Annotated in this window: 22 protein-coding genes; 16 read left to right on the top strand and 6 right to left on the bottom strand. The window is 71.0% G+C overall.

The genetic code is table 11. The features are described 5' to 3' along the window. Positions 1-102: 102 nt before the first annotated feature. Entirely contained in the window at positions 103-312 is a 210-nt protein-coding gene (locus tag ACO2Q3_RS16725) for a DUF1674 domain-containing protein (protein ID WP_423308541.1), read from the bottom strand. Between the two features lie 81 nt (positions 313-393). On the opposite strand from ACO2Q3_RS16725, the gene ACO2Q3_RS16720 reads away from it, so the two are divergent. Further along, positions 394-2,073 carry a transcription antitermination factor NusB gene (locus tag ACO2Q3_RS16720; protein WP_423308539.1) on the top strand — a complete coding sequence of 560 codons (1,680 nt, stop codon included), beginning with the start codon at positions 394-396 and terminating at the stop codon, positions 2,071-2,073. 215 nt (positions 2,074-2,288) lie between these two features. On the opposite strand, the gene ACO2Q3_RS16715 is transcribed toward ACO2Q3_RS16720, so the two are convergent. Both ACO2Q3_RS16715 and prfA read right to left on the bottom strand, forming a co-directional pair. Then, a complete protein-coding gene (locus ACO2Q3_RS16715) occupies positions 2,289-4,610 on the bottom strand; it encodes an OPT family oligopeptide transporter (protein ID WP_423308537.1) in 2,322 nt (773 codons plus the stop codon). A 269-nt stretch (positions 4,611-4,879) separates the two neighbouring features. Then, positions 4,880-5,956, bottom strand: a complete 1,077-nt coding sequence (prfA, locus tag ACO2Q3_RS16710; protein WP_423308535.1) for a peptide chain release factor 1 — start codon at positions 5,954-5,956, stop codon at positions 4,880-4,882. A gap of 160 nt (positions 5,957-6,116) precedes the next feature. Between prfA and ACO2Q3_RS16705 the strand changes: the two genes are divergently transcribed. The 5 genes from ACO2Q3_RS16705 (at position 6,117) to ACO2Q3_RS16685 (ending at position 12,749) form a co-directional block, all read left to right on the top strand. Further along, entirely contained in the window at positions 6,117-7,265 is a 1,149-nt protein-coding gene (locus ACO2Q3_RS16705) for a GNAT family N-acetyltransferase (protein WP_423308533.1), read from the top strand. Between the two features lie 2 nt (positions 7,266-7,267). After that, positions 7,268-8,230 (top strand): glycosyltransferase family 2 protein, encoded by a 963-nt coding sequence (locus ACO2Q3_RS16700; protein WP_423308531.1) that lies wholly within the window; start codon positions 7,268-7,270, stop codon positions 8,228-8,230. Further along, complete coding sequence (locus ACO2Q3_RS16695) at positions 8,227-9,141, top strand: hypothetical protein (RefSeq protein WP_423308529.1); 915 nt, start codon at positions 8,227-8,229, stop codon at positions 9,139-9,141. The genes ACO2Q3_RS16700 and ACO2Q3_RS16695 overlap by 4 nt, the downstream gene beginning before the upstream one ends. A gap of 375 nt (positions 9,142-9,516) precedes the next feature. Continuing rightward, the gene (locus ACO2Q3_RS16690) at positions 9,517-10,689 is read left to right on the top strand and encodes an acetyl-CoA C-acetyltransferase (RefSeq protein ID WP_423308527.1); all 1,173 of its coding nucleotides are present in this window, start codon (positions 9,517-9,519) and stop codon (positions 10,687-10,689) included. Between the two features lie 215 nt (positions 10,690-10,904). Continuing rightward, on the top strand, positions 10,905-12,749 hold the full coding sequence (locus ACO2Q3_RS16685) for an ABC transporter ATP-binding protein (RefSeq protein ID WP_423308525.1): 1,845 nt from the start codon (positions 10,905-10,907) through the stop codon (positions 12,747-12,749). Positions 12,750-12,945: 196 nt separating this feature from the next. Here ACO2Q3_RS16685 and ACO2Q3_RS16680 read toward each other — a convergent pair whose 3' ends face one another. Further along, positions 12,946-13,797 carry an alpha/beta hydrolase gene (locus ACO2Q3_RS16680; protein WP_423308523.1) on the bottom strand — a complete coding sequence of 284 codons (852 nt, stop codon included), beginning with the start codon at positions 13,795-13,797 and terminating at the stop codon, positions 12,946-12,948. A 117-nt stretch (positions 13,798-13,914) separates the two neighbouring features. On the opposite strand from ACO2Q3_RS16680, the gene ACO2Q3_RS16675 reads away from it, so the two are divergent. Genes ACO2Q3_RS16675 through ACO2Q3_RS16655 form a run of 5 tightly spaced genes read left to right on the top strand, consistent with a single transcriptional unit; the run spans position 13,915 to position 16,119 of the window. Then, a complete protein-coding gene (locus ACO2Q3_RS16675) occupies positions 13,915-14,157 on the top strand; it encodes a hypothetical protein (protein WP_423308521.1) in 243 nt (80 codons plus the stop codon). Positions 14,158-14,167: 10 nt separating this feature from the next. Next, positions 14,168-14,518 carry a PIN domain-containing protein gene (locus ACO2Q3_RS16670; protein WP_423308519.1) on the top strand — a complete coding sequence of 117 codons (351 nt, stop codon included), beginning with the start codon at positions 14,168-14,170 and terminating at the stop codon, positions 14,516-14,518. Between the two features lie 9 nt (positions 14,519-14,527). Further along, positions 14,528-15,238, top strand: a complete 711-nt coding sequence (trmD, locus tag ACO2Q3_RS16665) for a tRNA (guanosine(37)-N1)-methyltransferase TrmD (RefSeq protein WP_423308517.1) — start codon at positions 14,528-14,530, stop codon at positions 15,236-15,238. Positions 15,239-15,265: 27 nt separating this feature from the next. After that, positions 15,266-15,667 (top strand): 50S ribosomal protein L19, encoded by a 402-nt coding sequence (gene rplS / locus ACO2Q3_RS16660; RefSeq protein ID WP_423308515.1) that lies wholly within the window; start codon positions 15,266-15,268, stop codon positions 15,665-15,667. Positions 15,668-15,720: 53 nt separating this feature from the next. Then, positions 15,721-16,119 carry a DUF4180 domain-containing protein gene (locus ACO2Q3_RS16655; protein ID WP_423308513.1) on the top strand — a complete coding sequence of 133 codons (399 nt, stop codon included), beginning with the start codon at positions 15,721-15,723 and terminating at the stop codon, positions 16,117-16,119. A 161-nt stretch (positions 16,120-16,280) separates the two neighbouring features. Here ACO2Q3_RS16655 and ACO2Q3_RS16650 read toward each other — a convergent pair whose 3' ends face one another. After that, positions 16,281-17,186: a LysR family transcriptional regulator gene (locus ACO2Q3_RS16650; protein WP_423308511.1), complete on the bottom strand. Its 906-nt coding sequence runs from the start codon at positions 17,184-17,186 to the stop codon at positions 16,281-16,283. A gap of 89 nt (positions 17,187-17,275) precedes the next feature. On the opposite strand from ACO2Q3_RS16650, the gene ACO2Q3_RS16645 reads away from it, so the two are divergent. After that, complete coding sequence (locus ACO2Q3_RS16645; RefSeq protein ID WP_423308509.1) at positions 17,276-18,301, top strand: NAD-dependent epimerase/dehydratase family protein; 1,026 nt, start codon at positions 17,276-17,278, stop codon at positions 18,299-18,301. 146 nt (positions 18,302-18,447) lie between these two features. Here ACO2Q3_RS16645 and ACO2Q3_RS16640 read toward each other — a convergent pair whose 3' ends face one another. Beyond that, positions 18,448-18,864 carry a GFA family protein gene (locus tag ACO2Q3_RS16640; protein ID WP_423308507.1) on the bottom strand — a complete coding sequence of 139 codons (417 nt, stop codon included), beginning with the start codon at positions 18,862-18,864 and terminating at the stop codon, positions 18,448-18,450. Positions 18,865-18,937: 73 nt separating this feature from the next. On the opposite strand from ACO2Q3_RS16640, the gene leuC reads away from it, so the two are divergent. The 4 genes from leuC (at position 18,938) to ACO2Q3_RS16620 (ending at position 22,604) form a co-directional block, all read left to right on the top strand. Then, positions 18,938-20,362 (top strand): 3-isopropylmalate dehydratase large subunit, encoded by a 1,425-nt coding sequence (gene leuC / locus ACO2Q3_RS16635; protein WP_423308505.1) that lies wholly within the window; start codon positions 18,938-18,940, stop codon positions 20,360-20,362. Between the two features lie 94 nt (positions 20,363-20,456). Next, positions 20,457-21,095: a DUF47 domain-containing protein gene (locus ACO2Q3_RS16630; protein ID WP_423308503.1), complete on the top strand. Its 639-nt coding sequence runs from the start codon at positions 20,457-20,459 to the stop codon at positions 21,093-21,095. Between the two features lie 7 nt (positions 21,096-21,102). Then, the gene (locus tag ACO2Q3_RS16625; protein WP_423308501.1) at positions 21,103-22,110 is read left to right on the top strand and encodes an inorganic phosphate transporter; all 1,008 of its coding nucleotides are present in this window, start codon (positions 21,103-21,105) and stop codon (positions 22,108-22,110) included. After that, positions 22,098-22,604, top strand: coding sequence for an NUDIX hydrolase (locus ACO2Q3_RS16620; RefSeq protein WP_423308499.1), 507 nt, complete (start codon positions 22,098-22,100; stop codon positions 22,602-22,604). Before ACO2Q3_RS16625 ends, ACO2Q3_RS16620 begins: the two co-directional genes overlap by 13 nt. Positions 22,605-22,639: the final 35 nt, after the last annotated feature.

Genomic DNA, 22,639 nt, shown 5'->3' with positions numbered 1-22,639 from the left:
TCCGGTACGCTTTCGGCGCGACCCTAGTCCCGGCAAGCCTTCGCCGCGACCCGGCGCCCCTGTCGGGCGAACAGCGTTCCCGCGCCGGCGGGCATTTTAACCCTAGAAGTCGACCGCGACGCCCTTGCGCTCCCAGTCGCCGTAGCGCGTGGGCTCAGGCCCGGCGGGCCCGCCTTCCTCCTCGGGTCGCGGCGCCGCGCCCGCGGCCTCGGCCTCCGCCCGCCGTTGCGCGGCCTCTTCCAGCGCCCGGCGCGCGGCCGGGGACAGCGGCTTGCCGGGGGCGGCCCCGGGGGGCAGGGGATCATCGCTCATGCGCCTGAATTTAGGCGCGCCCGGCGGCGTGCGCCAGCCGGCGCCCTTGCCCTCGTCGTTGGAAGCGGGCAGGGGACAGCCGTGACCAGACCCCCCGCCAAGCCCCCCGGCTCCCGCCGGCCCGGCCGCCCCGCCGGCAGCCGCGTGCTGCCGACCACCGCCTTCCGCGCCGGCGCGCCCAACGCCGCCGTGTCCGGGCCCTCGAAGGCCCCTGCCAAGCGCCCCGCCGGCAAGACCTTCGACCCGGCCAAGCCTGGCCAGAAGGCGCCCGGTTCGAAGGCGTCCGGTCCGAGGACGGGGGGCGGCCCCAGAGCGGACGGTCCCAGAGCGGACGGTCCCAGGATGGACACACCGAAGACCGGGGGCGTGAAGACGGGAGGATTCAGCAAACCCGGCAGGCCCACGGGCAGCGCTCGCCCGGCCGGGGCGCACGGCTCCGGGCCCCGCAAGCCCGGCGCCAAGCCCGGTCCCGCCCGCCCGCCGCGACCCGCGCCCGCGCCCGAGGCGCCGCTCGACGCCGCCCTGGCCGCCCGCGCGGCGGCCGTGGACATCCTCGACGCCGCCCTGGCCCGCCGCGGCGGGCTCGACGAAGCGCTGAACGCCGGCCCCGCCGGCAAGCTCTCGACCCTCGACCGCGCCTTCGCCCGCGCCCTGGTGATGGCGACCCTGCGCCACCTGGGGCCGATCGACCGGGCGCTGGACAGCCGCCTGACCAAGGACCCCGCCGGCAAGGTGCGCAACCTGCTGCGCCTGGGCGCGGCGCAGGCCTTCTGGCTCGACACCCCGGACTTCGCGGCGGTGGACACCACCGTCTCCCTGGCGCCCGCGCCGATGCGGGGCCTGGTCAATGCCGTGCTGCGCGGCCTGCTGCGCGACGGACCGCCGGCCGAAGACGCCGACAGCCTGGTGGCGCCGTGGCTGCTGGCCCGCTGGCGCGCCGCCTTCGGCGAGGCCGGGGCCGCCGCCATCGCCGGCATGGTGACCCAGGAGCCGGCCACCGACCTGACCCCGCGCGGCGCGCCGGATCCGGCGCTGGTGGAGGCGCTGGAGGCCCGTCCGCTGCCCGGCGGCTCGCTGCGCACCGAAAAGCGCGGCGACCTGGCCCTTTGGCCGGGATTCACCGAAGGCGCCTGGTGGGTGCAGGACGCCGCCGCGGCGATCCCCGCGCGGCTGCTGCACGTGCGCGCCGGCCAGACCGCCGTCGACCTCTGCGCCGCGCCGGGCGGAAAGACCTTCCAGCTGGCCGCCGCCGGCGCCGCCGTCACCGCCCTGGACCGCTCGGACGGACGCCTGCGCCGGGTGCGCGACGGCCTCGCGCGCACCGGTCTGGAGGCCGAGGTGCTGCAGGCCGACGCCGCGGCCTGGAACGACCCGCGCACCTTCGACGCCGTGCTGCTGGATGCGCCCTGCTCGGCCACCGGCACCTTCCGCCGGCAGCCCGACGTGCTGTGGAACGCCCGGCCCACCGACATCGGCCGCCTCGCCGCTAGCCAGTCCAAGCTGCTGGACGCCGCCGCCGCCCATACCGCGGCCGGCGGGCGGCTGGTCTACAGCGTCTGCTCCCTGGAGCCGGAGGAGGGCGAGGCCCAGGTGGAGGCCTTCCTCGCGCGCCATGCGGACTTCGCCTTGGAGCCGATCGCCGCCGGCGAGGGCGGGGCGCCGGACGCCAGCGTCAGGCCCGACGGGACCCTGCGCATCCTGCCCCAGCACATGGACGGCGGCCTGGACGGCTTCTTCGTCGCCCGGTTCCGGCGGGCTTGATCACAGGCAGCCGCTTGCCCCCCTCACCCTCCCAAGCTCGCCGCTGACGCGCCGACCTCGGGCCCCTCCCTCTCCCTCTGGGAGAGGTGGTTTTTCCCTGTGTCCGCCGCACCTTAGCTCACCTCTCCCGGAGGGAGAGGGAGGGGCCCGCGTGGCTTGCGTGAGCAAGCCGCGTGGGAAGGTGAGGGGTTCAGGCCTCGCCGCGCCAGGTCCCCTTACCCCTCCGTCTTCATCCGCCCCGCCAGGTACAGCGCCAGCATGATCGCGGCGAACGGGATCAGCGCCAGGGCGTCCGACCACGGCCCGTTGAAGAACGGGTTGGAGGCGGTCATCACGTCGTTGATCCGCTGGTCCAGCTTTTCCATGCCGCCGGAGATGAAGGCGATGCCGATGCCGGCGATGGCGCCGCCGGCGATGTAGCCCGAGGCCATCAGCACGCCGGGGCTCTTGTCGGTTTCGGCGATCAGCTCTTCCTCGGAGAGGTTCAGGTGCGCGGTGCGGCCGGCGATGTGCCGGTCGACCGCCCAGCGCACCAGCCCGCCGACCAGCACCGGCATCGACGACGAGATCGGCAGGTAGACGCCCACGGCGAAGGCCAGCGATCCGATGCCCATCAGCTCCAGCACCAGGGCGATCATCGCGCCCAGGATCACCAGCGTCCACGGCAGCTGCTGATTGAGGATGCCCTTGATGATGTAGCTCATCAGGGTCGCCTTGGGGGCGCTGTACTTGGTGACCTTTGTGCCGTCCGGCCGGACCTTGTGCGTGCCGTTGATGCCCGGATCGACCAGCCACACCGGCGTCCCCTGGTCGTTGACCAGGTAGCGTCCGGGCGCGCCGCCGACATCGTCGGTCTTGTTGAACACGTGATAGACGCGGCCATCGCTCACCGCCTGGGGTCCGGTGATCTTTTCCGGCTTGAGGCCGGCGAGGGCGGTGGCGGGGACGGTCCAGGCGGCCGGCACGGTCTCGGACTGGCCGGGCGCGGCGGCCACGGCCTTGGGGCCGACCGGCACATAGACGGTGGCCGCGTCGTTGAGCTTCAGCAGGATCGGGCCCAGCAGCAGCGCCGCGGCGGCCGCGCCGGCGATGATGGCGATCTGCTGCGAGCGGGGCGTGGCCCCCAGCAGGAAGCCGGTCTTCAGGTCCTGCGAGGTGGTGCCGCCGTTGGAGGCGGCGATGCAGACGATGCCCCCCACCGACAGCGCGGTGACGTAGTAGCTCGGCCCGGTCCAGCCCAGCGCCAGGAAGATCAGGCAGGTCAGCAGCAGGGTGGCCACCGTCATGCCGCTGATGGGGTTTGACGACGAGCCGATCTGGCCGGTCAGGCGCGACGAGACGGTGACGAACAGGAAGCCGAACACCACGATCAGCAGGGCGCCGACCAGGTTCATGTGCAGGGTGTTGACCAGCATGATCGCCACCAGCAGCACGACCACCCCGCCGACCACGAAGCTGTTGGGCAGGTCGCGGTCGGTGCGGGCGACCGACGCGGCGGCGGCGGCCTCGCGGCGGCTGCGCAGGTCGGACATGCCGCCGACGATGCCGCGCCAGATCATCGGCAGCGAGCGCACCAGGCTGATGATGCCGCCCGTCGCCACCGCTCCGGCGCCGATATAGAGCACATAGGCGCCGCGGATCTCGTCGGGGCCCATCTGGGCGATCGGCGTGGTCCCGGGCGGGATGATCAGCCCGCCGGCCGAGCCGAAGAACTTGATCGCCGGGATCAGCACCATGTAGGCCAGCACCCCGCCGGCGGCCATGGTGCAGGCGATCTTCGGGCCGATGATGTAGCCGACGCCGAGCAGCTCCGGCGAGATCTCCGCCGACACCGACGAGGCGGCGAGGGGCGCGCCGAAGATCTTCTCCGGCGTGTCCTTCCACAGCCGCAGGGCGTCCATCGCCAGCTTGTAGACCACGCCGATGCCGAAGCCGGTGAAGATGGTGCTGGCGCCCGACGCGGCGGCCGAGCGGTCGGCGGCGTCCTCGGGCAGCTCAATGCCCATGGCGCGCTCTTCCGGCGTCGCCCCGGCCTTCAGCACCTCGGCGCAGGCCGTGCCTTCCGGATACTTCAGCACCCCGTGCTGCTGCACGATCAGCGCCCGGCGCAGCGGGATCATCATCAGGATGCCCAGCAGGCCGCCCAGCACGGCGACGACGATCACCCGGGTGATCTCCAGGTCGAAGCCCAGGATCATGATCGCCGGCATGGTCACGCCCAGGCCGAAGGCGATGGACTCGCCCGCCGATCCGGCCGTCTGCACGATGTTGTTTTCCAGCACCGTCGCGCCGCCGAGGCCAAGGCGCCCGAGGATGCGGAACAGGGTCAGCGAGATCACCGCCACCGGGATCGAGGCGCTGACCGTCAGGCCGACCTTCAGGACCAGATAGAGCGACGAGGCCCCGAACACGACGCCCAGCAGCACCCCGACGATCAGCGGGACGGGGGTCAGCTCGCGCAACGCCGCCGTCGCCGGGATCATCGGCCTGTGCGCCCGCGGGCCCGTCTCCACCGCCGTCCGTTCCACTACCGCCACCGCATGCCCCCAAGGGACGCCAGCTTGGGCTGGCTCAAGCCGCGCAAGGTGCTGGGGATTTCACGGCGGCGCAAGGATGTCTGACGCTGCCGGCGGCCTTGCGCGCTCGCCAACCCTTCCCACTGTCATCCCGGAATCCGCGCAGCGGATATCCGGGACCGCGGCAAGCGCCGATGCTCGCTACCGCTGTCCAACTATGGCGTTTCCGGCGGTCCCGGATCTTCGCTTCGCTCGTCCGGGATGACAGGTGATTGGGGTTCCTTCCCCAGCTAACCGAAGCTGTCTTCCAGCGTGGCCAGGCGGGCGGCCTGGTCCTCGGCGATCAGGGGCTCGATGACGTCGTCCAGCGCCTCGCCCTCGACCACCTTGGGCAGGTTGTAGAGGGTCAGGTTGATGCGGTGGTCGGTGACCCGGGCCTGGGGGTAGTTGTAGGTGCGGATGCGTTCCGAGCGGTCGCCGGAGCCGACCTGGCTCTTGCGGGCGTCGGCGCGGGCGCTGTCCAGCGCCTCGCGCTTCTGTTCGTACAGCTTGGCCTTCAGCACCTTCATCGCCCGGGCCCGGTTCTGGTGCTGGCTCTTCTCCGAGCTGGTCACCACGATGCCGGTGGGCAGGTGGGTGATGCGCACGGCGGAGTCAGTCTTGTTGACGTGCTGGCCGCCCGCGCCCGACGAGCGATAGGTGTCGATGCGGATGTCCTCGTCGCGCACCTCGATCTCGACGTCCTCGACCTCGGGCAGCACGGCCACCGTCGCGGCGGAGGTGTGGATGCGGCCCTGCGTCTCGGTGGCCGGCACCCGCTGCACCCGGTGCACGCCGCTCTCGAACTTCAGCCGGCCGAACACCCCCTCGCCGGTGATCGAGGCGATGATCTCCTTGAAGCCGCCGGCCTCGCCCTCGGAGACGCTCTCCACCTCGACCTTCCAGCCGCGGGTCTGCGCATAGCGACTGTACATGCGGAACAGGTCGCCGGCGAACAGGGCCGCCTCGTCGCCGCCGGTGCCGGCGCGCACTTCCAGGATCGCCGAGGCGTTCTCGTCGGCGTCGCGCGGGGCCAGCAGCAGGGCCACGGCGCGCTCCAGCTCCGGCAGCCTCTCGTCGAGGGCGGCGATCTCCTCGCGGGCCATGCCGGACATCTCCGGATCGTCGCCGGCGGCCATCTCCTCCAGGTCGGCGCGTTCGGCGCGCGCCTTTTCCAGCGCGGTGACCGCGTCCGCCACCGGGCGGATCTCGGCGTGCTCCTTTGAGAGGCGCACGATCTCGCCGCCATCGCTGGCGGCGGCCATCCGCGCCTCGACCTCACGGAAGCGGTCGAGCACCTGATCGAGCCGGGCCTGGGGCAGTCGCACGGAAACACGTCCTCGGGTGAAAGAGCGGCGTCTTTAGCGCCAAGCCGGCGCCACGTCACCTCAAGCGACGGATCGTCGCGGCACGGGGGTTGCTTCGGACTGCTGCGAACACCCGTGGCTGCTGGGGGCCGTCGGGTTCAAGGGAGTTACCTTACAGGTCATGCTGAAGGCGCAAACAGTTCATCCGAAAGAGCTTTCGGCGTCCGACGCCGACCGCTGGAGACAGATCGCGGGCGCCCATCCGGCGTTCGCCAACCCGCTGTTCAGTCCCGAATTCGCACAGGCGGTCGGCGCCGTGCGGGACGACGCGCGGGTGTCGATCTTCGAGCGGGACGGCCAGACGCTGGGATTCCTGGCGCACCACCGCCGTCCCGGCGCCCTGGCGCGGCCGATCGGCGCCCCGCTGGCCGACTACCACGGCCTGGTCTCGGTGGCCGACGCCGGCGTGCGCGCCCCCTGGCTGCTGGCGGCGGCAGGGCTGGCGGCCTACCGCTTCACCGGCCTGGTCGATCCGTTCGGCGTGTTCCAGGCCGACGTCGCCGCGCGCCACGAGTCGCATGTGGTCGCCCTGCCGGACGCCGACGCCGACCGCTACCTGGAGACGGTGCGCGCCGCCTCGGCCAAGAAGTTCAAGAACTGGCGGCGGCTGGACCACAAGCTCGGCCGCGACCTGGGCGAGCTGCGGCTGGAGGGGCCCGACACCTCCCGCGCGGCGTTCGACACCCTGGTGGCCTGGAAACGCGAGCAACTGCGCCGCAGCGGCATCCACGACTTCCTCAGCCCGCCCTGGGTCAGCCGGCTGTTCGACGGCTTCTTCGAGGCCCGCGAGGGCGCGTTCCAGGGCCTGATGCTGAACCTCTACGCGGGCGACCGGCTGGTGGCCGGCCAGTTCGGCGTGCGGCTGGGCGACGTCTACCATCCGTGGCTGGCGTCGGCCGACCCGGAGCTGAACGCCTATTCCCCCGGCCAGCTGTTCCTGTGGCGCGCCATCGCCGCCATGCCGGACCTCGGCCTCAGCCAGTTCGACCTGGGTCCGGGTCACGACCATTACAAGCGGCCCTACGCCCTGACCCAGCTGGAGCTGGGCGAGGGTCTGGCCGCCGCCGCCTCGTCGGCTGGGCGCGCGGCCCGCGGCCGGGAGCAGGCCTGGGCCGCCGCCGGCGCGCACGGCGCGGGCCTGGCGGGAAAACTGCGTCGCCGGCTCGACATCATCGCCACCGTTGAGCTCAGCATAACCGGTCGTGCGCTAGGCTTCGCCCAGGCCATCACCGACCAGACCCGCCGCCGGGGCCTGGCGACCCAGGAGTAGCCATGCTCAGCCTGATCGTCCCGACCCAGCGCCGGCCGCAGGGCCTGGCCGTCGCCGTACGCTCCCTGTTCGCGCAACAGGGCGTCGACTTCGGCGCGATGGAGCTCGTCGTGGTCGACAACGATCAGGTCGCCTCGGCCCAGGGCCTGGTGGCGGAGCTGGCCGCCCAGGCGCCCTTCCCGGTGACCTATGTGCACGAGCCGCGCCCCGGCGTGGCCAACGCGCGCAACGCCGCCATGGCCGCCGCCCGCGGCGACTTCATCGCCTTCCTCGACGATGACGAGGAGGCCCCGGCCGGCTGGCTCGCCGCCCTGCTGGCCGCCCAGGCGAAGTACGACGCCGACGCCGTGTTCGGCCCGGTCCGCGCCCGCGCGCCGGCTGACGTCACGCGCCACCGCGCCTATCTCGAAAGGTTCTTCTCCCGCGAGGGACCGGCCAACGAAGGCCTGATCGACCACTATTACGGCTGCGGCGACAGCCTGGTGCGCCGCGCGGCGATGCCGGACCCGGTCGCGCCGTTCTCGGCGATCCGCAACCATATCGGCGGTGAGGACGACCTGCTGTTCGGCCAGATGAAGGCCGCCGGCCGCCGCTTCGCCTGGGCGCCCGAGGCCTGGGTGTGGGAAGACCCGGTCCCGGCGCGGCTGACCCTGGGCTACGCCATTCCCCGCGCCTTTGCCTATGGCCAGGGCCCATCCAGCGCCGCGGCCATGGCCTCGCCGCCCGACCGGCTGGGCGTCGCCCGCTGGATGCTGATCGGCATCGGCCAGGCGGTGGTCTATGGCGCCGTCGCGGCGGTGAAGTGGGCGATCGGCGCGGACGACCGCGCCCAGGCGCTGGACCGCGCCGCCCGTGGCCTCGGCAAGACCCTGTGGTGGGGGCCGTTCAAGATCCACTTCTACGGCCGCACGGCGCCTGCGCCGGCCGCGAGCCCCGCGACGTCGAGCAAGGCGCTGATGGCATGAGCGTGATCACCGACTGGACGGCCGAAAAGGCCCGCGCCTTCACCCGCGAGAACCTGAGCTTCCAGCACGGCCTGCACGAGCGGCCGATGTTCACCGACGAGGGCCTCGCCGACGCGCTGGACCGCTATCCGCGCCACGCCCTGGGCGTGTTCACCATGGGCCAGGATCCGGTGGCCTGGGACACCTGGCGGCGCGGCATGGCCGGCGATCTCTCCGGCGCGCAGCTGCTGGAGGCGGCCAAGGCCGGCCGCATCTGGCTGAACCTGCGGGCCGCCAACCAGCATCTGCCGGACTATGCCGCCCTGTCGGACGAGGTGTTCGCCGACAAGGCGGCCCACGCCCCGCAGGTGAAGACCTTCAAGCGCGACCTGGGCCTGCTGATCTCGTCGGCCGACGCCCAGGTGTTCTACCATCTCGACGTGGCCCTGGTGTCGCTCTGGCAGATCCGCGGCCACAAGCGGGTGTGGGTGTATCCCGTGGCCGAGCCTTACGTCTCCGACGAGACCCTGGAGAAGATCGTGCTGCGCGAGACCGCCGAGCAGTTCGGCTATCGCCCCGAATGGGACGCCGGCGCCGAGGTGCACGACCTGACCCCCGGCCGCATGGTCACCTGGCGTCAGAACGCCCCCCACCGCATCGAGAACGGGCCGATGCTGAACGTCTCGCTGTCGATCGAATTCATGACCCCGGCGGCGCTGCTGCGCGCCAACGTGATCTACGCCAACGGCGTGCTGCGGCGGCGGCTCGGCGCGCGCCCGCGGGTGCACGCCGGCTTCACCCCGCCGGCCCTGGCCAAGCTGGCCGTCGCCCGCGCCGCCAAGGCGCTGAACCTGCAAAAGCCCAATCCCAAGGTGCTGCCGCCGACCTTCCGCCTGGACGCCGAACGGCCCGGGACGCTGCTGCCGGCGTAGGCGAGGCGGGGGGGTTCTGCTCGTCTGCGCCCTGCTCCGGCCTCCTCCATGCTCTCGACCGTCACCCTCGGGCGTAAGTCCCGAGGGTCTATGAACGCGTGAGAGCGAATGGCGCGCTTCGAAGGGCGCGCCACGATGGAACCTTGCCGCTGTGCGACGCTCCGCTGCCGCTCGCGTGGGCCCCTCACGTGTTCATGGATCCCCGGGACTTGCGCCCGGGGATGACGGTGGAGGGGAGTGAGCTTGGGGCCTGGCGCACCAGCCCGCCATCCCCGCCCCGCAACTTCCCCCGTTGGCTGACGCAACGTCGCCCCCGATATTCAGCGCGATGATCGCGGAGCGCGCTGTCGCGCGCCCGAACTCGGAGGATTTTCAATGGGCGAAGCCTATATCGTCGCCGCCACCCGCACGGCCGGCGGCCGCAAGGGCGGCAAGCTGTCCGGCTGGCATCCGGCGGATCTCGCCGGCCAGGTGCTGAACAACCTGCTGGACCGCTCGGGCGCGGACCCGGCCCTGGTGGAAGACGTCATCATGGGCTGCGTGATGCAGGTCGGCGAACAGGCGACCAATGTCGCCCGCGGCGCCATCCTGGCCTCGCGCATGCCGGAAAGCGTGCCCGGCACCAGCGTCGACCGCCAGTGCGGCTCCTCGCAGCAGGCCCTGCAGTTCGCCGCCCAGGCGGTGATGAGCGGCACCATGGACGTGGTGATCGCGGCCGGCGTGGAAAGCATGAGCCGCGTGCCGATGGGCCTGTCGGTGGCCCTGCCGGCGCAGAACGGCTTCGGCAACCCGATGAGCCCGGCGCAGCAGAAGCGCTACCCCAACATCCAGTTCTCCCAGTTCATGGGCGCCGAGATGATGGCCGAGAAGTACGGCCTGACCAAGGACCAGCTGGACGAGTTCGGCTACAACAGCCACCAGCGGGCCATCGCCGCCACCCAGGGCGGCGCGTTCAACGACGAGATCTGCGCGATCACCGTCAAGGACGCCGAGGGCAACGAAAGCCTGCACACGGTGGACGAGGGCATCCGCTTCGACGCCAAGCTGGACGCCATCAAGGGCGTGAAGCTGCTGCGTGAGAACGGTCGCCTCACCGCCGCCACGTCCAGCCAGATCTGCGATGGCGCCTCGGGCGTGATGGTGGTCTCGGCCAAGGGCCTGAAGGACCTGGGCGTCGAGCCGATCGCCCGCATCCACAACCTGACCCTGGTCGGCGGCGACCCGGTGATCATGCTGGAAGCCCCGATCCCCGGCACCAAGCGCGCCCTGGAACGGGCCGGCATGAAGATCGACGACATCGACCTGTACGAAGTCAACGAAGCCTTCGCCTCCGTGCCGGTGGCCTGGCTGCAGGAGATCGGCGCCGATCCGGAAAAGCTGAATGTCAACGGCGGCGCCATCGCGCTCGGCCACCCGCTGGGCGCCTCGGGCACCAAGCTGATGACCACCCTGCTGGGCGCCCTGAAGGCCAAGAACAAGCGCTACGGCCTGCAGACCATGTGCGAAGGCGGCGGCCTGGCCAACGTGACCATCGTCGAGCGCCTCTAGGCCTGTTCGACATCGTGACTACGCGAGGGGGCGTCCGGGAGACCGGGCGCTCCTTTTGCTTTGCAGGCCGGTTGCTTTGCGGGTCGGTGTGGCGCCGCTGCGCTTGTCGCCGGCGCGCACGTTTCACATACTGCCGGTATTCCAGACCCCGGAGGGCGAAATGAAAAGCTTCATGTCCGAGCCGCCCGTCGTTTCCACCCAGGACATGAAGCTGAATGTCTACGCCCTATCCGGAGGCGCCCGTCGATCGCGCGCCAGGACCGTCTGAAGCCAACCTTTCCCTCAAAGCCACATCTGAGGCCGCCGCCGCGCCCCGCCTGAGCGGGCCGCGCCTGGCGCGATTGCTCTCGTACTACCGGCCGCACCTGGCGTTGCTGGCGGCCGACCTTGCCTGCGCCATCCTGGTCTCGGCCACGGCCCTGGCGCTGCCGCTGTGCGCCAACGTCGTCGTGCGACGGCTTTCGGCGGGCCATGCGACGCCGGCGCTGATGGCCGACATCTATGGGGTCGGCGCGCTGATGCTGGGCCTGCTGGCGGTGCAGGCCCTGGCCAACATCTTCGTCGACTACCAGGGCCACATGATGGGGGCGAGGATGGAGGCCGCCCTTCGCCAGGACCTGTTCGAGCACTACCAGAAGCTCAGCTTCGGCTTCCACGACCAGCAGCGGGTCGGCCAGCTGATGAGCCGCCTGACCGGCGACCTGTTCAACATCTCCGAGCTCTATCACCACGGGCCGGAGGATCTGGCCATCGCGGTGCTGAAGTTCGCCGGCGCGGTGAGCCTGATGCTCTGGCTGGATGCGCCTCTGACCGTGCTGATCCTCGCTGCCGTGCCGTTCGCCGGCGCCTATGCCCTGTTCTTCTCCGGACGGATGCATGCGGCCCTGCGCCAGGCCAAGGCGCGGATCGGGGCGATCAACGAGCGGGTCGAGGACGCCCTTCTCGGCATCCGCGTGGTCAAGGCCTTCGCCAACGAGGCGCTGGAGAACCGCCGCTTCGCCGACGAGAACGGCCGCTTCCTCGACACCCGCCGGCACGGCTACCGCAGCGAGGCGTACTTCTCCGTGGGCCTCGCCACCTTCGCCCAGCTGATCACGGTGACGGTGGTGGTGATCGGCGCGGCGCACATCACCCATGCGGCGCTGAGCGTTGCGGACCTGGTCACCTACCTGCTGTGCGTCGCCATCCTGGTCGACCCGATCGGCCGGGTGGTGAACATCGCCCGCCTGTCGCAGGAAGGCCTGACCGGATTCCATCGCTTCATGGAGGTGATGGAGCTGACGCCGGACATCGGCGACCTGCCCGGCGCCCGGCCGCTGCGGGACGTGAAGGGGGCGATCGCGTTCCGCGACGTCTCGTTCGCCTACCAGCCGGGCGGCCGCCGCGTGCTGGACCGGTTCAGCCTGGAGGTGGCGGCCGGGGAGTTCGTCGCCCTGATCGGCTATTCCGGGGTCGGCAAGACCACCCTGTGCTCCCTGGTCCCGCGGTTCTACGAGGCGACCTCGGGCCAGGTGCTGATCGACGGCCAGGACGTGCGGGGCGTGACCCTGGCGTCGCTGCGCCAGGCCATCGGGCTGGTGCAGCAGGACGTCTACCTGTTCGCCGGCACGGTGGCCGAGAACCTGCGCTACGGCCGGCCGGACGCCAGCCTCGACGACATCGTGCGGGCGGCGAAACACGCCCACGCGCACGACTTCATCATGGGCCTGCCGGACGGCTACGACACCGACATCGGCCAGCGCGGGGTGAAGCTGTCGGGCGGCCAGAAGCAGCGGCTGACCATCGCCCGGGTGTTCCTCAAGGACCCGCCGATCCTGATCTTCGACGAGGCCACCAGCGCCCTCGACAACGACAGCGAGCGGGCGGTGCAGGCGGCGCTGCACACCCTCGCGCGGGGCCGCACCACCCTGGTGATCGCCCACCGCCTGTCCACCGTGCGCCACGCCGACCGCATCGTCGTGCTCACCGACCAGGGTGTGGCCGAGCAAGGGACCCACGAGGCGCTGCTGGCGGCGGGCGGGGCCTACGCCGCGCTCTACGCCAGCCGGGCGAGCTTCTAGCGACGGCCTTGCGCCCCCACCACCGTCGCGCTGGTAGCGCGCCGGTCCCCCTCCCCCGCTCGTTGGCGGGGGAGGAGTGAAGCGGCGCCGCCTCTTCTCCTCCCATGCGTAGCGTAGCGAAGCGGGGGAGGGGGACCATTCGGCTAGCAGCCGAATGGTGGAGGGGGCGCACGGCCACCTGCTCGAGCGCTGATGTTCACCGCGCCAGCCGCCCCACCGTCTTGTCCAGCCAGGCCAGCAGGTCGCGCACCACCTCCGCGCGGTTGGTCTCGTTCAGCATCTCGTGGCGGCCGCCGGGGTAGACCTTCAGGTCCACCTTCAGGCCGGCGGCGCGGTAGGCCTCGACCAGCGGCGTCAGGCCGGCGAGCTTCTGGTTGATCGGGTCCTCGTCGCCGACGAAGACGTAGATCGGCAGGCCGGGCTTGATCCTGGCCAGGGCCTTAGGGCCCATGTCGCGTTCGCGCAGGGCCATGAAGCTGGCCATGGACTCCGGCTTGAAGCGGATGCCGCAGAACGGGTCGGCGATATACTTGTCGACCTCGGCCTCGTCGCGCGACAGCCAGTCGTATTCGGTGCGCGGGTTGGCGTAGCCGCTGTTGGGGCCGCCGGCGGGACGCGGCCCCGGCCCGGTGGTGCCCGACAGCACCAGGGCGTCGATCAGGTTCGAATGGTCCAGGATGTAGGCCTGGGAGAACATCGCCCCCATCGAGTGGCCCATCAGGATCAGCGGCAGCTCCGGGTTCTCGGCCCGGGCCCTGCGGCTCAAGACCGCCATGTCGTCCACCGCCGCCGGCGCTCCGCCGGGGCCGAAATCGCCCAGGCTGGTCATCCCGGAGGTGAGGCCATGACCGCGATGGTCGGCGGTGTAGATCACATAGCCGGCGTCGACGATCGGCTGCAGCGGCTCCTTGTAGCGGCCGGCGTGCTCCCCGGCGCCGTGCGCCAGTTGCAGCACCGCCTTGGGTTGGGCCTCGCCCCGCCAGACGAACCCCGCCAGCCCCGCCCCATCGGCGCCTTCGTAGCGGAAACGGGTCTCGGTGATGGCCATGGGTGTTCCTCCTGCAATTTTCTGGTTTGGTACGGGTCTCTGGCGGCGACGTCGAGCGTGGGCGGCGCGGCGAGGTCGTGATTGATGCTGGCGCCGTGATATGGCACCATCTGCCGTATGAGCGAGCTCCGAAAGATCACCGCCTTCGTGCCGGCCGAACTGCTGGCGGCCGCCCAGGCGTACACGGGCGAGGGCGTTACCGAGACCTTGCGTCAGGCCCTGGAAAAACTGGCGCACCAGGGCTTCTACCGGCGCATGCTGGAGGCGCGGGGCAAGATCACATTCGACGACTTCGACCTGGAAGACCTTCGTCGGGACCGGGAATTCGACGAACACGGCAACGTCATTGATCGCGGCTGACACCAGCAGCATGGTCGCCTTTCTCTCTGGCGATGTCGGCGACGACGTCGTGCGTATTGATCGCGCCATATCGGACGGAGAATTGTGGTTGCCGCCTCCCGTCGTCAGCGAGCTGCTGTCGAAGCCGGATGCGTCACAGATCGAGCCGCTATTGGCCGGTGTGCCGCTCCTCGATATCAGCCCCGGCTTCTGGGAACGCGCCGGCCGATCTCGACGCGCCGTCCGGATCGAGGGATTGAAGGCGGCGTTGGCCGACAGCCTGATCGCCCAATGCTGCATCGATGCAGACGTCCCCCTGATCACCCGCGATCGCGACTATCGGCACTTCCAGCGCTGGTGTGGATTGAAACTGGCGCTATAGGCAGCCGCCATGCCCTTCACCGCCACCATCCTGACCATGTTCCCCGAGGCCTTTCCCGGGCCGCTGGGCGTCTCGCTGATCGGGACGGCCTGGCGGGAGAAGGACCTGTGGCGATTGGAAACACTGGACATTCGGGGGTTTTCCAAGGATAAGCGCGGCTTCCTCGACGACACCCCTGCCGGGGGTGGCCCGGGGCAGGTATTGCGGGCGGACGTGATCGCCTCTGCGCTGGACAGCGTGGACGTGGCGGGGCGGCCGCTTTTGTACATGAGCGCCCGGGGTCGCCCCCTGACCCAGGCGCGGGTCCGCGAGTGGTCCAAGGCCCCTGGTCTTGTGGTGCTGTGCGGCCGGTTCGAGGGGGTGGACCAGCGGGTGCTCGACGCCCGCGGGTTCGAGGAAATCTCCGTCGGGGACGCTGTCCTCGCCGGGGGCGAGGCGGCCGCCATGGTGGCCGTCGAGGCGTGCGTACGGCTTGTGCCCGGTGTGTTGGGCGAGGCCGGGAGCTTGAGTGAAGAGAGTTTCGAGGACGGTCTCCTCGAGCATCCGCAGTTCACAAGGCCGCGGACGTTCGAAGGCCGGGAAATCCCCGAGGTGCTGCTGTCGGGCCACCACGCTGAGGTGGCCAAATGGCGCAAGGCCCAGAGGGAGATCGCTACGCGGGAACGGCGTCCGGACCTCTGGGCGGCGCATCTCGCCAATCAACAGGCAAAGGGCGATTAAAGCCCAGTACGGAAAAGGAATTTTGAGATGGCTGCCAACATCATCGCCGAGCTCGAGAAGGAAGAGGCCCAGCGTCTCCTCGCCGGCAAGAAGATCCCGTCGTTCCAGCCGGGCGACACCGTCCGCGTGAACGTGCGCATCAAGGAAGGCGAACGCGAGCGCGTGCAGGCCTACGAAGGCGTCTGTATCGGCCGCTCCGGCGCGGGCCTGATGGAGAACTTCACCGTCCGCAAGATCAGCTTCGGCGAAGGCGTCGAGCGGGTGTTCCCGGTAATGAGCCCGATGATCGAGAGCATCGAAGTGCGCCGCCGCGGCGCCGTGCGCCGGGCCAAGCTGTACTACCTGCGCGACCGTCGCGGTAAGTCGGCCCGCATCGCCGAACGCGCCGCCGGCGCCGGCGATCGCATCGACGCCGAAACCGAAGAATAGTCCGCGGCCGGGCGCCTTTCCTTACGGGCCAGCGCGCCCGAGGGAGAGGCCCCATGAGCGACACCCCCGACTTCCAAGTCATCGACCTGGCCGGTCGCCGCGTTCTGCTGGCGGCCGGCCTTGACGTTAGCGCGCCGGGCGCGCCGGTCGCCAGCGAACGGGACGCGACCGATCTGGTGGGCGAGGCGCTGGGCGCCGGGGCCGACACGATCGCCGTCCCCGTCGGGCGGCTGTCCCCCGCCTTCTTCGACCTGAAGACCGGCCTCGCCGGCGCGATCCTGCAGAAGACCACCAACTATCGCCTGGGCTTCGCCGTGGTCGGCGAGATCCCCGCCGATGCGCTGCGCAGCGAGGCGCTGCGCGCCTTCATCGCCGAGTCCAATCGCCGCGGCGTGGTGCTGTTCGTCGCCGATCTGGCCGAGCTGGAAGCGCGGCTGGGCGCGGCTGGATAAACAGGCGCCGTTAACCTTTCATTAACCATAAGGGTTAGGAACTGCGTTCCCGGCCTGTTCCGGACAACCCCTTGTGGCGCAACGCATCGCGGCCGGTGCGGCGGAACGGCGCAGCGCGCAACGTTCACCTTTCTTGCCGAAATCCTAACCGATTCTCCGTCTCACGCCGGCGGCTGGCTGGTGGCGGCGTAGGCGGTCAGGCCCTCGACCAGATGGTCGAACATCAGCCGCATGCGCCGGCTGGCCTTCAGGTCCTCGTGCATCACCACCCACATCTCCATGGAAAAACGCGTGCCCTTCAGCACGTGGACGAGGTTGGGATCGCGCGCGGCCAGGCCGAACATGCAGCCGCCGATGCCGAACCCGGCCCGCACCGCCGACAGCTGCGCCAGGTCGCTGTCCGAGCGGAAGGCGAAGAACTGCCGGGCGGGGGGCAGGCCCAGCGAAGCCACCGACTTGGGGATCGACGCATCACGGTCGAAGCCGACGGCGACCTGGCCGGGATCGTCCATGGCCTGGGGCTCGCCGTGCCGCTGCAGGTAGCGGCGGTGGGCGAACAGCCCCACCCAAACCAGGCCGATGCGCCGGGCCAGCAGCGCCTCCTGGGTGGGCCGCGCCATGCGCACGGCGATGTCGGCCTCGCGCCGCAGCAGGTCCTCGTTGCGGTTGGACAGGGCGAGCTCGATCGAGACCTGCGGGTGCGCCTCGTGGAAGTCGGTGAGGATCGGCGGCAGCACCTCGGCGCCCATGATCTCGCTGGCCGTCACCCGCACCGTCCCCGCCGCCGCCTCGGCCGCGCCGGACGCTGTGCGCACCAGCGCCTCGGCGGCGGCGGCCATCGCCTGGGCGTGAGGGCGCAGGGCCAGCGCCGCCTCGGTGGGCATCAGGCCGCCGGGCGAGCGGGTGAACAGGGCGTCGCCGCCCAGCGCCAGCTCCAGAGCCTCGATGTGCCGGCCGACGGTGGGCTGGGCGATGCCCAGGGCGCGCGCGGCCGCCGACAGGCTGCCTTCCTCCATCACGGCCAGGAAGGTGCGGTACAGCGACCAGTCGGGCGCGGCGCCAGTCATGCAGAATTGTATATCGACGGCACGGCTTTCGACAATTCCGAATAGCGGGCGGGTGGCGCAGGGTCTGGCCATCCACTGGAGCTCTTCCGATGCCCGACACCCTCCCCACCCCCGCCGCCAGGACCGCCCTGATCATCGGCGCCACCGGCAACTTCGGCGGCCACGTCCTGGCCGCCCTGGTCAAGCGCGGCTGGACCGTCCGCGCCCTGGCGCGCGACCCGGTCGCCGCCGCCCGCAAGGCCGGCCAGCGCATGCCGGTCGACTGGATCGCCGGCGACGCCATGACCGGCGCCGACGTGCTGGCTGCGGCCAGGGGCTGCGACGTCATCGTCCACGCCGCCAACCCTCCCGGCTACAAGAACTGGCGCGGGCTGGCCGTGCCGATGCTGGCCAACACCATCGCCGCCGCCAAGGCGGTGGGCGCGCGCATCGTGTTCCCCGGCAACGTCTACAACTTCGCCCCCGACGCCGGCGAGGCGATCGCCGAGGACGCGCCGCAGCGGCCGGTCACGCGCAAGGGCGCGATCCGCGTGGAGATGGAGGCGTCCCTGCGCGCCGCCACCCAGGCGGGGGCCCGGGTGCTGATCGTCCGCGCCGGCGACTTCTTCGGCCCCGCCTCGCCCAACGGGATCCACAGCTGGCTGTTCAGCCGGCGCAAGGGCCGGGTGACGGCGGTGCAGGCCCCCGGGCCTGCGGACGTCGCCCACGCCTTCGCCTACCTGCCGGACCTGGCCGAGACGACCGCCCGGTTGCTGGAGCGCGAGGTCGACCTGGCGCCGTTCGAGGTGTTCCACGCCCGCGGCCATGTGCTGGGCGGCGCCCAGGGCCTGGCGGAGTCCGTGCGCCGGGTCACCGGCCAGCCGCGCCTGCCGATCACCGCCTTCCCCTACCCGTTGATCTATGCGCTGGCGCCATTCGTCGAGCTGTTCCGCGAGCTGATCGAGATGCGCTACCTGTGGCGCAAGCCCATCGCCCTCTCCAACGCCAAGCTGGTCGCCTTCCTGGGCGAGGAGCCGCACACCCCGCTCGACGCGGCCGTGCGCGCGACCCTGTCGGACATGGGCTGCCTGGACGAGGCGGCGCCCGTGGCGGGGGCCCGGCCAGTGATGGCCTGAGCGAGGGCGCTCCGCTGGAGCCCCCTTCCCCCGCTTCGCGGGTACTTCCCCCAAAGGGGGAAGAGAGTTGGGCCCGGCTTCCGTTCTCTTCCCCCTCTGGGGGAAGCACCGCCGGAGGCGGGGATGGGGGCTCCAGCTTGGCGCCGCTAGGGCGCCAGCCCCTCGAACTGCGGCAGGCCGTCGTCCAGTTTCAGCCATCCGAGCTTGTGCGTCACGAACATGTGGCAGTCGGGGCTCAAGGCGTTGGGATCGTCGAAGGCCCCCAGTCCCACCGAGATGCGGCCGGCGCTTGGGCGGTGGGCGAACAGGCGGGTTCCGCAGGCGGGGCAGAACACCCGCCAGAGGGCCTCGGACGAGGCGAAGCGCGCGGTCTCGCCGGTGACCGCCACGGCGTCCTCGACGTACAGCGCCCGGGCGAAGAACGGCTGGCCGGTGGCCCTCTGGCACAGGCGGCAGTGGCAGACGCGCACGTTGATGGGCGCGCCCCGCGCGCTGAAGCGCACCGCGCCGCACAGGCAGCCGCCCTCGCGAACCGCTTCGGAATCGGCCTGCGCCGTCGCCACGCCCATCGCGCACCCACCGATTTGTGCGCCGGAAAACTGGACGGCGCCGGATGGGTCCCTTACATCGCCGGCCATGTCCGGCAAGACCCTCTACGACAAGATCTGGGACGCCCACGTGGTCGACGTCGACCCGAACGGCGAGACCATCCTCTATATCGACCTGCACCTGATCCACGAGGTGACCACGCCGCAGGCCTTCGCGGGGCTTCGCGCTGCGCATCGTCCGGTGCGCCGGCCGGACCGCACCCTGGCCGTGGCCGACCACAACGTGCCGACCGAGGGCCAGGCCAAGGGCGTCGGCGCCGTGGCCGACGAGGAGGCGCGGCTGCAACTGCAGACCCTGGAGCGCAATGTCAGGGACAACGGCATCCAGTTCTTTCCGATGGGCGATCCGCGCAACGGCATCGTCCACGTGGTGGGCCCGGAACAGGGCCGCACGCAGCCGGGCATGACGGTGGTCTGCGGCGACAGCCACACCTCGACCCACGGCGCCTTCGGGGCCCTGGCCCAGGGCATCGGCACGTCCGAGGTCGAGCATGTGCTGGCCACCCAGACCCTGCGCCAGCTGAAGTCGAAGAACATGCGGGTGACCTTCACCGGCAAGCCGGTCCCCGGCGTCGGGGCCAAGGACTTCGCCCTGGCGATGATCGGCGAGATCGGCACCTCCGGCGGCACCGGCTACGTCATCGAATACGCCGGCGAGGCGATCGCGGCGCTGTCGATGGAAGAGCGCATGACGCTCTGCAACATGACCATCGAGGGCGGCGCCCGGGCCGGCCTGGTGGCGCCGGACGAGACCACCTTCGCCTATGTCATGGGCCGCCCCGCCGCGCCCAAGGGCGGCGCCTGGGAGATGGCCCTGGCCTCTTGGAAGAGCTTCTTCTCGGACCCGGACGCCAGGTTCGATCGTGAGATCGCCATCGACGTGTCGAAGATCGTTCCCACCGTCACCTGGGGCACCAGTCCGGAAGACGTGGTGGCGATCGACGGGCGCGTGCCCGATCCGGCGCAGTTCGAGGCCCACCGCGCCGCCCAGATCCAGCGGGCGCTGGACTATATGGGTCTGACGCCCGGCCAGCCGATCGCCGAGGCGCGGGTCGACCGGGTGTTCATCGGCTCGTGCACCAACAGCCGCATTGAGGACCTGCGCGCCGCCGCCGCCATCGCCCGCACCGCCCTCGAGCGGGGCCAGAAGGTGGCCGCGCACGTCAGCGCCATGGTGGTGCCGGGCTCCGGCCTGGTGAAGGAACAGGCCGAGGCCGAAGGGCTGGACGTCGTGTTCCGCGACGCCGGCTTCGACTGGCGCGAACCGGGCTGTTCGATGTGCCTGGGGATGAACCCTGACCGCCTGGCCCCGGGCGAGCGCTGCGCCTCCACCTCGAACCGCAACTTCGAGGGCCGCCAGGGTCGCGGCGGGCGCACCCATCTGATGAGCCCGGCCATGGCCGCCGCCGCCGCCTTCGCCGGCCATATCGCCGACGTGCGCGACTACCTCTAGGCGGCTGTTCGCCAGGACGGGGAGCCTGGCCGGCGAAACCGCTGGAGCGACGCGGCCTCAGTGGGTATGCCGGGTCTCCTGAGGGGAGATCCGTATGCGGTGGTTTCAGGCGCTGCTGCCACGCGAAGAGCGCTTCTTCGATCACTTCGTCGAGCACGCCCAGCTGCTGGTGAAGGGCGCGCAGGCGCTGCGCGACGTGCTGGCCGGCGGCGATGGGGTCGCCAAGGCCTGCGCCGAGGTGATGCGCTACGAGGACGCCGCGGACGACGTCACCCGCAAGGTGCTGCTGGCGATCCGGCGGACCCTGATCACCCCGTTCGACCGCAGCGACATCCGCGACCTGACCACGTCGCTCGACGACGCCATCGACCAGATGCAGAAGACCGCCAAGTCGATCATCCTGTTCGGCGTCACCGACTTCGCGCCGGAGATGCGCGAGCTGGGGGACCTGGCGATCCAGGCGGCGTACCTGACCGTGGAGGCCACCGAACTGCTGGGCGACCTCGGCCGCAACGCCACCCGGCTCAACGCCATCACCGAGGCGGTGACCCGGATCGAGACCCGTTCGGACGAGATCTACGACGCCGGCATGAAGGCGCTGTTCCGTCGCAGCCAGGAGCGGCCGATGGACTTCATCGTCGGCGCCGACCTGTTCGACCACCTGGAAAAGGTGATCGACCGCTTCGAGGACGTGGCGAACGTGATCAGCGGCATCCTCATCGAGCATCTCTGAGGCGTCGATGGGGGATTCCTTCGCCTCGACGACCCTGGTGCTGCTGGTCGGCGTCGCCCTGCTGTTCGACTTCCTGAACGGCCTGCACGACGCCGCCAACTCCATCGCCACCATCGTCTCAACCCGCGTGTTGCGGCCGCGCTATGCAGTGCTGTGGGCGGCGGGGTTCAACTTCATCGCCTTCCTGTTCTTTGGCCTGAACGTGGCGCACACCGTCGGCGCCGGCATCGTGCAGGTCTCGGCGGTCAGCGACCGGCTGATCTTCGGCGCCCTGATGGGGGCCATCGCCTGGAACGTGATCACCTGGCTGGCCGGCATTCCCTCGTCGTCGTCGCACGCCCTGGTTGGCGGCCTGATCGGCGCGGGACTGGCCAAGGCCGGGCCCTCGGTGATCGTGCTGGCCGGCGCGCTGAAGACCGCCGGCGGCATCGTCGTCTCCCCGGCCCTCGGCTTCTTCCTGGCCCTGATCATGGTGGCGGCCGTGTCGTGGCTGTTCGTGCGCATGCGGCCGGCGGCGGTGGACCGGGTGTTCCGGATCCTGCAGTTCATCTCCGCCGCGGCCTATTCCCTGGGCCACGGCGGCAACGACGCGCAGAAGACCATGGGGATCATCGCCGTGCTGCTCTACGCGCACGGTGGGCGACACGGGGCCTTCAATGTGCCACTCTGGGTCGTGCTGTCGTGCCAGGCGGCCATGGCGCTCGGCACCCTGTTCGGCGGCTGGCGCATCGTGCACACCATGGGTTCCAAGATCACCAGGCTCACGCCCATGCAGGGGTTCTGCGCCGAGACCGGCGGCGCCATCGCCCTCTATGCCTTCACCCATCTCGGCGTGCCGGTCTCCACCACCCACACCATCACCGGCGCCATCGTCGGCGTCGGCGCCGCGCGGCGGACCAGCGCCGTGCGCTGGGGCGTGGCGCGCAGCATCGTCGTCGCCTGGGTGGTGACCATGCCCGCGGCGGCCCTGATCGGCGCGGCCTGCTACTGGCTCGGCGGGTGGTGGCTGCCGTGAAGAAGGCCAAGGCCGTCGGCATCCAGTACGCGGCCCTGCCCTACCGCCTCGCCGACCGCCGGCTGGAGGTGCTGCTGATCACCTCGCGCGAGACGCGCCGCTGGGTGCTGCCCAAGGGCTGGCCGATGAAGGGCCTGCGCCCGCACGAGGCGGCCGCGCGCGAGGCCGGCGAGGAAGCCGGCATCATCGGCGAGATCGAACCCAGCCCCCTGGGATCGTATCGCTACGTGAAGGCGCTGAAGGGCGGCGCGAGCGTGCCGGTGCAGGTGATCGTGTTCCCCCTGCGGGTCTCCTACCAGGCGCAGTCCTGGAAGGAGCAGGGCGAGCGTCAGCTGCACTGGTTCGGCTACCAGCAGGCCACCGCCCTGGTGGCGGAGCCCGACCTGAAGAAGCTGATCCGCCAGTTCGGCCATGCCAACGCCACCGGCGTGCTGCCGGCCGTCGCCCGCATGGGCCGCTGGATGGACCAGGCGTTCTTCGGCCTGCGGCGCTGACGCCGAGGCTTCGTCGGCGGCCGATGTGGGCCCCG

This window comes from Caulobacter sp. KR2-114, from assembly GCF_049446115.1.
In the GTDB taxonomy this organism is placed as follows: Bacteria; Pseudomonadota; Alphaproteobacteria; order Caulobacterales; family Caulobacteraceae; genus Acaudatibacter.
This window is presented reverse-complemented; position numbering and strand designations above follow the sequence as displayed.